The organism is Luteibacter sp. HAY1-4A (genome assembly GCF_056755355.1).
Window position 1 is genome coordinate 25267 of sequence record NZ_JBNDHZ010000044.1, and the last position, 10817, is coordinate 36083.

Genomic DNA, 10817 nt, shown 5'->3' on the forward strand with positions numbered 1-10817 from the left:
CTTACACGTGACGTGGCCGCTTACCCGCCCACGCTCGATAGTGGATCGGCCGCAGGAGGGCACCATGTCAGTCCACGCTCCCAGCATTGTCGTCGACGGCATACCTCGTCTCGTTCGCGAGGGAGAACGCCTTGTCGACGCGCTCGTCCGGCACGGCGTCGACGTGCCGCGCGTCTGCTACAACGAGGCCCTGGGTCCGTTGAAAACGTGCGACACATGCTGGGTGGAAGTGGACGGCGAACTGGTGCGCAGCTGCGAGCATGTCGCCACGGCTGGCACGAGGGTGGAGACGCGCGGGGAAAGGTCCCTCGCCGCGCGCGAGGAAGGGATGGACCGGCTGCTGGCGAAGCACGAGCTCTACTGCACCGTGTGCGAACACAACCTCGGCGACTGCACGCTGCACAACACGGTCGCCGCGATGGACATACCGATCCAACGCTATCCCTTTGTGCGCAAGCCGTATGCGAAGGACGGCAGCAACCCCTTCTACACTTACGATCCGGACCAGTGCATCCTGTGCGGCCGCTGCGTCGAAGCGTGCCAGAACGTCGAAGTCAACGAGACCCTCAGCATCGACTACGCGTCGGAGCATCCGCGCGTGCTGTGGGACGGCGGGCGGCCCATCGACCAGTCCAGCTGCGTGTCCTGCGGCCATTGCGTCACGGTATGTCCCTGCAACGCGCTGCTGGAAAAGACCATGCAGCCGGACGCCGGCCCGTTCACCGCGATGGAGCAACGGGTGAAGCGCCCGCTCATCGAGCTGGTGAAGTCGCTCGAGAACACCACGGGCGCGCGCCCGGTCACAGCACTATCCGAAATCGACGCCTCGATGCGACAGGCCGAGATTCGCCGCACGAAGACGGTATGCACCTATTGCGGCGTGGGCTGCTCGTTCGAAATGGTGACGCGGGACCGGCACATCCTGAAGGTGCAGCCGGTGGTCGACGCGCCAGCCAATGGCATATCCACCTGCGTGAAGGGCAAGTTCGGCTGGGACTTCGTGAACAGTCCCGACCGCCTTACCCACCCGCTCATCCGGGAGAACGGCGCCTTCCGCGAGGCCAGCTGGGACGAGGCGCTGGACCTGGTGGCGAATCGCCTTCGCGAGGTGCACGCGCAATACGGGCCGAAGGCACTGGGTTTCATCGGGTCGAGCAAGGCGAGCAACGAAGAGGCCTACCTGACGCAGAAGATTGCCCGCCTGATCTTCGGCACCAACAGCGTGGACAACTCGTCACGCTACTGCCAGAACCCCGCCACGATGGGGCTTTTCCGCACCGTGGGCTACGGCGGCGACGCCGGGTCGATCAAGGACATCGAAAAGGCCGACCTGGTCGTGCTGGTGGGTTCGAACACGGCCGAATGCCACCCGGTAATAGCTTCGCGCATCAAGCGCGCGCACAAGTTGCGGGGGCAGAAGCTGCTTGTCGTCGATCCGCGGCGACACGAGATGGCCGAGCGCGCCAATCTGTACCTGCCGGTGAAATCCAGCTCCGATCTGGTCTGGGCAAGCGCGACGGCGCGCTACATCCTCGACGAAGGCCTCGCCGACACCGCATTCCTTGAGGAGCGTGTGAACGGGCTGGACGAATACCGTCGTTCGCTCGATCCGTTCACGATGGAATTCGCGGAAACGATGACCGGCGTGGCGCGCGAGCGGCTGGTGGAAGCGGCCCGGATGATCGCGGAGGCCGGAAGCGTGTGTCTGCTGTGGGCCATGGGTATCACGCAGCACACGCACGGATCGGACACGAGTACCGCGCTGTCGAACCTGCTGCTGGTCACAGGCAACTACGGGCGTCCGGGTACTGGCGGGTATCCCATGCGTGGCCACAACAACGTACAGGGCGCGAGCGATTTCGGCTGCTTGAAGGACGTCTATCCCGGCTACGAAAAAGTCACCGATGAAGCCATGCGCGCGAAGTGGGCGAAGGCGTGGGACGTTCCGGCGGAGCGCCTGTCGAACGAGCCGGGTCTCGACAACTTCGGCATGGTCGTGGAGGCGGGGAAGGGGAACGTCAAGGCGATGTGGGTGATCGGCGAGGAGACCGCTATCTCTGACGCCGACACCGCGAACGTGGAAAAGGCGTTTGCAGGGATCGACTTCTTCATCGTGCAGGACATGTTCCTGGGCCGCACCGCCCAGTTCGCGGACGTGGTGCTGCCGGCCTGCCCCAGCGTGGAGAAAGAAGGCACCTTCACGAATACGGAGCGCCGCATCCAGCGCTTCCACCAGGTGATGCCTCCGCTGGGCGACAGCCGGCCGGACTGGTGGATCCTGAACGAGGTGGCGAAGCGGCTCGGCTACGACTGGGGCTACACGGGTCCCGCCGATGTGATGCATGAGTGTGCCGGCATCGCGGAGATGTTCGCCGGCGTGAGCTATGAGCGCCTCGACGGCTGGAAGTCGTTGCAGTGGCCTGTAGCGGCCGACGGCACGGACACCCCGTTGCTTTATACGGAGAAGTTCAAATTCCCCGACGGCAAGGCGAAACTGTATCCGCTGGAATGGAAAGCGCCGGGCGAGGAACCCGATGAAACCTTCGACCTCATGCTGGACAACGGCCGCCTGCTCGAGCATTTCCAGTCCCGAAACCAGACTGGACGCGGCGGACGCATCGATCACCTGTCGCCTGACTGGTTCGTGGAGATCGGCCCGGACCTTGCCCGCGAACGAGGCATCGAAGACGGTACGTGGCTGAAGGTGACGTCTCGGCGCGCCAGTATCGAAGTGCGTGCCGTAGTCACGGAGCGGGTGCGGGGGAATACGCTGTTCCTTCCGATCCACCACTCCAAGCCCGGCGTGAACGCCTTGACCGGCGAACACCACGACCCGGACGTGAACACGCCTGGCTACAAGGAGCTGGCGGTGCGCATCGAGAAACTGCCGCGCCCGAAGGGCGAGCCCGCCTTGCCCTACCATAACTTCCGCTATGGGCAGCGCACGCCGAACGGTGGCCCGGACGCCGGTGCGAAGTGGCAGCGCCCGGAATACGAAGAGCCCCCGCGGCATATCGAGCACCCGGAGACGCTGTGATGGCCGAGCCCCTGGACTTCAAGCCCACACCCGTACGTACCGAAACGACGGCGCGCGAGGAATGGGAGAGGTTGTTGGACACCCTGCACCGGCACGGCGTGCTGCGCCTGGCGAACGACATCGTGGCGAGGAATCAGGACATCGCCGCGATCGTGGTCAAGGGTCTGGAAACCGAAGGTGCACGCAACGTCATGCAGAACGTGTCGGCCCTTGCGATGGTGCTGGGGAAAGTACCGCCGGGAGCGGTGTACAAGTTCGCGGAGGCGGTTCGCGAAGCCGCGGCTGCGCTCGACAGCGCGGGGGGCAAGGCCGACGACGCCGCGCCCGGCGTGCGCGGCGTCTACCATCTGCTCAACGACGACGAACTCTGGCGGACGCTGACGCCGCTCGCCCGTGCCGTCGGCACCTTCGGCCGGGCGATGGCGCGACCTGCTCCGGAAAAGCCGATCGTCGCGCACAGCGGGAAAGAGAGCGACGCCTAGCGCGACACGTGGCGTGGGGCCTATGGCCGGACCGATTTGAACGACGCGCGCAGTTCGGCGACGAATGCGTCGGGCTGTTCCCAGGCCGCGAAGTGACCGCCTTTCGGAAGCCGGTTGTAATGGATCAACTTCGGAAACGCTTTTTCGGCCCAGGTCTTCGGCGCGGCATAGATCTCGTCGGGGAAGACGCTGACGGCAACGGGGATCTTCAGGTGCTTCGGCTCGAAGAAAGCCAGCTTGTTCTCCCAGTACAGCCGTGCGGACGACACCGCGGTATTCGTGAACCAGTACAGGGTCACATTGTCGAGCACGTCGTCGCGTGAGAGTCCTTCCTTCTTGCCGTCGAACACGCGGGCGATGAGTTCGTAGCTGCGTATGTCGTGGTCCAGCATCCATGCGGCGAGCCCGACCGGAGAGTCCTCCAACGCATAAAGCGTCTGCGGCTTGTTCGTCATTTCCTGGGCATAGCCCAGTCCATGCTTGTAGAAGAAGTCGAGTTGTTCATAGGCGTTCCGCTCATCGGCGGACAGTCCGCCCGGCGCGGGTTGTCCAGCCGACAGCGCCTTGGCGATATCGTCAGGCACGGTTGCCGGCATGTTCGTATGGATCGCGAGCAGCTCGGGCGGGGCGATCACCGCCATCTGTTCCGATACGGCATCCCCCCAGTCGCCGCCCTGCGCGACAAACTGCTTGTAGCCCAGGCGTTTCATCAACACGATCCAGGCACGCGCAATGCGCACCGGATCCCAGCCGGTCGTGGTGGGCTTGCCGGAATAGCCGTAGCCGGGCAGCGAGGGAATCACCACGTCGAAGGCATCGGTGGCCGAGCCTCCATGCGCGGTCGGGTTGGTCAACGGTTCGATCACCTTCAACTGTTCCACGATCGAACCGGGCCAGCCGTGGGTGATGATGACCGGAAGCGCGTTCTTGTTCTTCGAACGCACGTGGATGAAATGGATGTCCACGCCGTCGATCGTCGTGACGAACTGCGGCAACGCATTCAGGCGCGCCTCCACCTTGCGCCAGTCGTAGCTGGACTGCCAGTACTCCGCCAGCTTGCGCATGGTGGCGAGCTGCACACCCTGCGACGTGTCGTCCACGGTTTCCTTCGACGGCCATCGCGTAGCGGCGATTCGCCGGCGCAGATCGGCAAGCGCCTCGTCGGAGACGTGCACCTTCGGGAAAGGCCGTATCGAGGTGTCGTCGTTCGGCGTGGCAGCCGGCGTGTCGGCGGCCGATGTTGGAATGCCGGTTCGGGCTTCGCCGGTGGCGACGACGGGGGAGTTGGCTGGCGCGGACGGGGCCGCTGCGTGAACGGGTGAGGGGAGCATGACCGCCATGGCGGCGGTCAACGCGGTAACGGTCACAAAGGGCCAGCGGTTCGCTGGCGCGAGGTCGGATGGCATGACATTACCCTTCGATTGGCTCCGCGCGAATGCGGAGCAGTGGGAATGCAAAGTCCTGCGCGCGATGGCGTCGTTTCGTCCCTGGCGCGCATGAAACCCATAAAACCGCGTGGCGTCTTGGAGGATACGATCCCGCCCATGACTTCGCTTCCACGGTGCCCGATGCATCATTGCCTCGACGCCGCATCGGAGACCGACGCATGACACCGGAGAGCCTGCATTTTTCGCCGCATGACTGGATACCCAACCATCCGCGCCTTCCCGTGCTCCTCTACCGCGGGGTGCTGACGCAAGGCGACGTGGCGACGGCGTTCGAGACCTTGTTCGCCGGCCATGGGTGGGTACCGCGTTGGCGCGACGGCGTGTACGACTACCACCACTATCATTCTTCCGCGCACGAGGTGCTCGGATGCAGCGCGGGTTCCGCCACGCTGGTTCTCGGCGGCCCCGGTGGAAAAGAAGTGGCCGTCGGCCGTGGCGACGTCGTGCTCCTGCCGGCGGGAACCGGGCATCGCAGTCTGGCCGCTTCCGACGATTTCCAGATGGTGGGTGCCTATCCCGATGGACAGGAATGGGACATCTGTCGTGAAGCGCCGGATGCCGCCAAGCTGGAACGCATCGCCACGCTCCCATACCCCGACCTCGACCCGGTCCTCGGCTCCGATCCCCCGCTCACCCGGTTCTGGCCGCACGCCTGAGGCCTGCCGTCCGCAGGGAATCGCGATCCGGGCGGCCCGCATTCGGTTTCGTCCCCGGACGCGGAGGACTACTATTTGCACCGCGGGGCCGTCGGCCCCGATCGTGCCAACTCACCGCGAAGGAAGTTCCATGGCTGTTCACCTGGTTGCCGCGCTCGACGAAAACTTTGCCATCGGCAAAAAGGGCGGCCTGCCCTGGCATCTTCCCGACGACCTGCGCTACTTCAAGAAGCTCACCAAGGACAAGGCCGTCCTGATGGGCCGCAAGACCGCCGAATCCATCGGCAAGCCGCTGCCGGATCGCGACAACTACGTGCTGACGCGAAAGGGCGAGGCGCCTTATCCCGGCCAGGTCACCGTGCGCTCGATCCAGGAAGCGCAGGCCAGCTGCGGGCACACCGGACTCATGGTGATCGGCGGAGGCGAGGTGTTCCGCGAGGCCCTGCCGCTCGCCAGCACGCTGTACCTGACCTGGGTGTATGCGGCCGTGGACGGTGCGGACGTCTTTTTCCCGGGCATCGACTTCAAGGACTGGACGGAAGTGTCCCGGGTGCGCCACAAGGCGGACGCGGAGCATCCGTACGCGTTCGACATGGTCGAATACGTGCGGAACCACGCCGTGGAGCGTGAACATCCTCTCCGTGACAGGGCCGGTGACACGCATCGGGTGCGCTGATGCACGTGGTCGCCGGCGTCCTCGTCGACGCCAGCGGACGCATCCTCATCGCGCAGCGGCCGCCGGGTAAACATCTGGCGGGCATGTGGGAGTTCCCGGGAGGGAAGCTCGAGCCCGGCGAGACCGCCGTGGCCGCCCTCGAGCGCGAACTGGACGAAGAGCTCGGCATCGCCGTCGATCCCGCTGCCTTCGAGGCGCTGGTCCGGGTGCCGTGGCGCTACGGCGACCGCGACATGTTGCTGGAGGCGGTGTTGGTGCGCCGCTGGCACGGCGAGCCGCAGGCGCTGGACGCGGCGGCCATCGCTTGGCATGAGCCGGCCGCCATCGATGCGGCCTTGCTCGCACCGGCCGACCGGCCGATCCTGGCCGCGCTGCGCCTGCCCTGGCACTACCCGATCAGCCCGGCCGACGCCACGCCTGCCCAGGCGGTCGCGTGGATACACGCGGCCCTTGCGCGGGGCGAGCGCCTTCTGCAGCTGCGACTGCCGGCGCAGCCCCTCGATACCGTGCGCCGCGTGGCCGCGGACGTCATGGCCGAGGTGCACCGCCACGGCGCGCAGTTGTTGTTGAACCGCGACGTGGCCGGGGCGCAGGCGCTCGGCATCGGGGTCCATCTGGCGGCCGGGCAACTGCGCGAATGGACGGAACGGCCGCTAGCGTTGTCCGTTCCCGTGGGCGCGTCGTGCCACGACGCGGAGGAACTCGAACTGGCCTCGCGCCTCGGATGCGATTTCGCCACGCTGTCGCCGGTATTCGCGACGGCAAGCCATCCCGGGGTGGAGCCCCTCGGATGGCCACGTTTCGGCCGGCTGGCCGAAGCCGCCTCGCTGCCTGTCTACGCGCTGGGTGGCGTTGGCCCGAAGGAAGTGCAGGAAGCGCAGGTGCACGCCGCGCAAGGTGTCGCGGGTATCACCGCGTTCCTGTAGTCGCAGCCCCTGTGGGAGCCGGCTACGCCGGCGATCCCGCGCAGCGGGCACTCTCGCGAGCGCGTATCGCCGCTGAAGCGGCTCCCACAGGGCAGATGCGACGTTGTCGCGAGTGTCTCTCGCCGCCATGGCGGCTCCTACACAATGCGTGCGGGCTACTTCGACTTCAACCGCGCAACCAGCGCCTTCAGCACCGTCTGCGTTTCGTCGCCGAAGAAGTCGTCGATGAAGCCCGGGTCGAGCAGGTTCGTCGTGTCGCCCCATACCGCGACCAGGTCGGCGCGCGCGATGGCGCGCGTGCGCAGCATGGCTTTCGTCGGAAGCTTCAGGAGATCTTCCAGCCATTGCGTGGCGCGGATCACCACTTGCTCCACGGTCGCCAGTTCATCGACCAGCCCGATCGCGTGCGCCTGCTCCGCGTCGACCATGGCGCCCGCCACGAGCAGGCGCTCGGCGCGATACGCACCGACGATGCGGCGCATGGCGAACTGAATGGGCTCGGGCACCGACAAGCCCACCTGGACTTCGTTGAGCCCGATCTTGTAGACGCCGTGCGCCATGACGCGGTAGTCGCAGAACAGGGAAACCACGGCACCGCCTGCCGGGCTATGCCCGGTGATCGCAGCGACCGTGGGCACGGTGGATGTGGCGATGGCGCCGCACAGGGCGAAGAACTCGTCCCAGAATTCCCGGACGCCGGCGCGATCGCGCTGGATCAGTGCCGGTACGTCCACGCCAGCGGAAAACATGCCCTGCGCGCCGGACAGCACGATGCCGCGGGCACCGTTGGACGGCGCATCGACGATGGCCTCGCGCAGCGCCTGGACCAGACCGATGTCGAAGGCGTTCACCGGTGCCCGCGCCATGCGGATTTCATGGATGCCGCCGTCGTGCGGAAGGATATCGAGCATGATCGTGGTCCGTTGGTGGTTTCGTCCGATTATGGTGCAGTTGCGCGCTTACCGTGCGAGGTCGGCCTCTACCCAGGTGTACTGCACGGCGTAGTCCAGGGTGGCGCTGCCGTTGGCCGGCACCTCCACCTTGAACTCCAGCAGTTCCGGCGACACCTTCGTCGGCTTCACCGACGACGAGGTGACCTTCCACGCACGCCAGCGGTTCGGATGCTCGTGCACGGTGATGGTGCGCGCGGTATCGCCGGCGTTGGACAGCACGACGCGGAAGCCCTCGTCGATGCGATGCGCGGCTTCGTCGACGGTGAAAGCCGTCTGCTCGCGTGCCGCCGTGAGGTCGAAGGCATTGCCGAGTGACACGGTGCTGTCCTGGTTCTTCGGCGTGTCTTCGATGCGTCCTTCGCCCAGCAGTTCGGCATTGCCGTCGCGGTCGGTGGTGAGCACGCGCACGTAACCCGCGGGCAGGCTGTCGAAGGCCTTGAAACGAAGGTTCGAGACTACCGGGATGCCGTTGGCGGGCGGCACCGTCTGCTTCTCCACGTTCGGACGCGGCGGGAACCAGCCGCCGGCCTGCGAGTCGTACAGCGCCTGCCGCTCGCAGTCGAGCGTGCGGCGTTCGTACAAGGGGGTTTGCGTGACGCTGCCGTCAGGCAGGTCGACGGCGGCGGGGAGCGTGTAGGTGCGAAGGTCGCCGAGGGTCGCCTGGGAGGGCGTGGCTTCCGGCGCGGCGGCAGCCTTGAACGCGAACATGCGGTCCTGGACCTGCGGTCGCGGCGGCGTCTTCGCACGGCGCGCCTCACCGGCGATGAGCTTCAAGGTCACGTCCTTCCAGTCACGGCCGCTGCGGTTGGCGATGCTGGCGGCGGCGTCGAAGGTCATGCGGCAGGCATTGCCCGGCTGGAGCGTGGCCACATAGGCGCCGCGCCAGCCCAGGCCGGACGTTGGATAGTCGAGCTGGGCGTTTGCCTTGCCGGTATTGCCGCCGGTCACGCGTACCTGCAACGTGGAGCCGCGGGCGAAGTCTGTGCTGTCGGCCGCGCGCAGGGCGGCGTACTGGCGGACCAGGGTGGCCTGGCCATTCGCTTCGCGCACCACGAGCGCGTCGCCGCCACGGACCAGCGTGCCGCTGGCGATGGGCTGGCCGCTCTCGCCGATGACGCTGACGTTATGGCCCACGAGGCCGGCTACCGCACCGTCGAAGCCCTGGCCGAGCAGCAGGCGCTGCGACACGACGCGGGTTTCCTTGCCGGGAAAGCGCAGCGACAGCGCTTCGCTGTCGAGCGCGGACGGAAGGCCGTCGATCGAGAGGTCCTGGGTGCCACCCTTGAGGTCGAAGGAGCGCCGCTCGTGTACGACGGCATACCCGTCGCCCGATACGGCGTCGCCGCCCGTGGAGAACAGCTGGTCGCCATCGGCGCGGTACAGGGTGAGCGCGGTGCGCTCGTCAGCGGCGACGGCGGGAAGGGCGACGGCACAGGCGATCGCGAGGACGAGGGAACGTTGCAGCATGGTGCTCTCCATGTAGACCCTCGCGGATCATACCGGTGGCACATGAATGATGCGAAAGCCAGGCATCACCTTGTGGGAGCCGGCTACGCCGGCGATCCCGCGGCAGCGGGCGAGCTTGCCGCGAGCACCCATCGCCGCTGAAGCGGCTCCCACACAGAGCCAAGGCCTAGCCCCGATTCCTTTCGGAATTCTCAGCCGCGCTCGGCTTCCGCCACCGCGTCGCGGACCGCTTGGGGCAGCGGCACGGGTCGCCCGCTGCGGGTGTCGATCCACACCACGGTGACGCTGCCGTCGCAGTGGATGCGCGTGGGGTCGTTGCTGTCCAGGATGCGGTGACCGATGGTCATCGAGCTGTTGCCCATGCGATTGACGAACAGTTCGACCTGGATGTCCCCCGGCCATTCGATCGGCAGGCGGTAGTTGAGTTCGCTGTGCGCCATCACCGGTGCCGCCGACGGGCTGTACCACTCACCCGGAATGTCCTTCAGCCACTTCAGTCGCGCTTCCTGGAGATAGACCAGGTAGTTGGCGTTGTTGACGTGGTTGTACGCGTCGAGGTCTTGCCAGCGCACGTCCATCGGCGTGATGAACAGCGGAATGGGCGCGGGATTCAGCGAGGCTTCGGTGCTCATGCGGTCCTTTTCTTCTTGGCGGCGACCGGCTTGGCGGTCGTCTTCTTGGCGGCGGTCTTGGCCGGTGCTTTGGCTGTTGTCTTTGCCGCGGCCTTCGCCGCCGGGCGCGACGGCTTCAGATGCGGCAACAGGAAGCGTCCGGTATGCGACGACTTCGTGGCGGCCACGGTTTCGGGTGTGCCGCTGACCAGGATACGGCCACCGCCGGCACCGCCTTCGGGGCCCAGGTCGATCAGCCAGTCCGCCGTCTTGATCACGTCGAGGTTGTGCTCGATCACGACCACCGTGTTGCCGTGTTCCACCAGTTGGTGCAGCACGTCGAGCAGCTGTTCGATGTCGTGGAAGTGCAGGCCGGTGGTGGGCTCGTCGAGGATGTACAGCGTGCTGCCCGTGTCGCGCTTGGACAGTTCCTTCGAGAGCTTCACACGCTGCGCCTCGCCGCCCGAAAGCGTGGTGGCGCTCTGTCCGAGTTTGATGTAGTCGAGTCCCACCGCACGCAGCGTTTCCAGCTTGCGCGCGATCACCGGCACGTTCTCGAAC

The 10817-nt window shown here is 66.3% G+C and carries 10 protein-coding genes; 5 read left to right on the forward strand and 5 right to left on the reverse strand.

What is annotated here, in order from left to right; genetic code table 11:
* Window positions 1-64 precede the first annotated feature (64 nt).
* Window positions 65-3037 (forward strand): formate dehydrogenase subunit alpha, encoded by a 2973-nt coding sequence (gene fdhF / locus ACPYOD_RS14720; protein WP_481302465.1) that lies wholly within the window; start codon window positions 65-67, stop codon window positions 3035-3037.
* Window positions 3037-3519, forward strand: coding sequence for a helical membrane plugin domain-containing protein (locus ACPYOD_RS14725; protein WP_481302466.1), 483 nt, complete (start codon window positions 3037-3039; stop codon window positions 3517-3519). The genes fdhF and ACPYOD_RS14725 overlap by 1 nt, the downstream gene beginning before the upstream one ends.
* Window positions 3520-3539: 20 nt before the next feature.
* Here ACPYOD_RS14725 and ACPYOD_RS14730 read toward each other — a convergent pair whose 3' ends face one another.
* On the reverse strand, window positions 3540-4925 hold the full coding sequence (locus ACPYOD_RS14730) for an epoxide hydrolase family protein (RefSeq protein WP_481302467.1): 1386 nt from the start codon (window positions 4923-4925) through the stop codon (window positions 3540-3542).
* A gap of 200 nt (window positions 4926-5125) precedes the next feature.
* Between ACPYOD_RS14730 and ACPYOD_RS14735 the strand changes: the two genes are divergently transcribed.
* The 3 genes from ACPYOD_RS14735 to ACPYOD_RS14745 all read left to right on the forward strand — a co-directional run bounded on the left by ACPYOD_RS14735 (window position 5126) and on the right by ACPYOD_RS14745 (window position 7225).
* Window positions 5126-5623, forward strand: coding sequence for a cupin (locus ACPYOD_RS14735; RefSeq protein WP_481302468.1), 498 nt, complete (start codon window positions 5126-5128; stop codon window positions 5621-5623).
* 130 nt (window positions 5624-5753) lie between these two features.
* On the forward strand, window positions 5754-6299 hold the full coding sequence (locus ACPYOD_RS14740; protein ID WP_481302469.1) for a dihydrofolate reductase: 546 nt from the start codon (window positions 5754-5756) through the stop codon (window positions 6297-6299).
* Complete coding sequence (locus ACPYOD_RS14745; RefSeq protein WP_481302470.1) at window positions 6299-7225, forward strand: Nudix family hydrolase; 927 nt, start codon at window positions 6299-6301, stop codon at window positions 7223-7225. Before ACPYOD_RS14740 ends, ACPYOD_RS14745 begins: the two co-directional genes overlap by 1 nt.
* Window positions 7226-7380: 155 nt before the next feature.
* On the opposite strand, the gene ACPYOD_RS14750 is transcribed toward ACPYOD_RS14745, so the two are convergent.
* The 4 genes from ACPYOD_RS14750 to ACPYOD_RS14765 all read right to left on the reverse strand — a co-directional run.
* A complete protein-coding gene (locus ACPYOD_RS14750) occupies window positions 7381-8136 on the reverse strand; it encodes an enoyl-CoA hydratase/isomerase family protein (RefSeq protein ID WP_481302471.1) in 756 nt (251 codons plus the stop codon).
* Between the two features lie 48 nt (window positions 8137-8184).
* On the reverse strand, window positions 8185-9645 hold the full coding sequence (locus ACPYOD_RS14755; RefSeq protein WP_481302472.1) for a DUF4139 domain-containing protein: 1461 nt from the start codon (window positions 9643-9645) through the stop codon (window positions 8185-8187).
* A gap of 191 nt (window positions 9646-9836) precedes the next feature.
* A complete protein-coding gene (locus ACPYOD_RS14760; RefSeq protein WP_481302473.1) occupies window positions 9837-10277 on the reverse strand; it encodes an acyl-CoA thioesterase in 441 nt (146 codons plus the stop codon).
* Window positions 10274-10817: ATP-binding cassette domain-containing protein (locus tag ACPYOD_RS14765; protein WP_481302474.1), on the reverse strand; the 544-nt coding region annotated here is incomplete at its 5' end. The genes ACPYOD_RS14760 and ACPYOD_RS14765, both read right to left, overlap by 4 nt.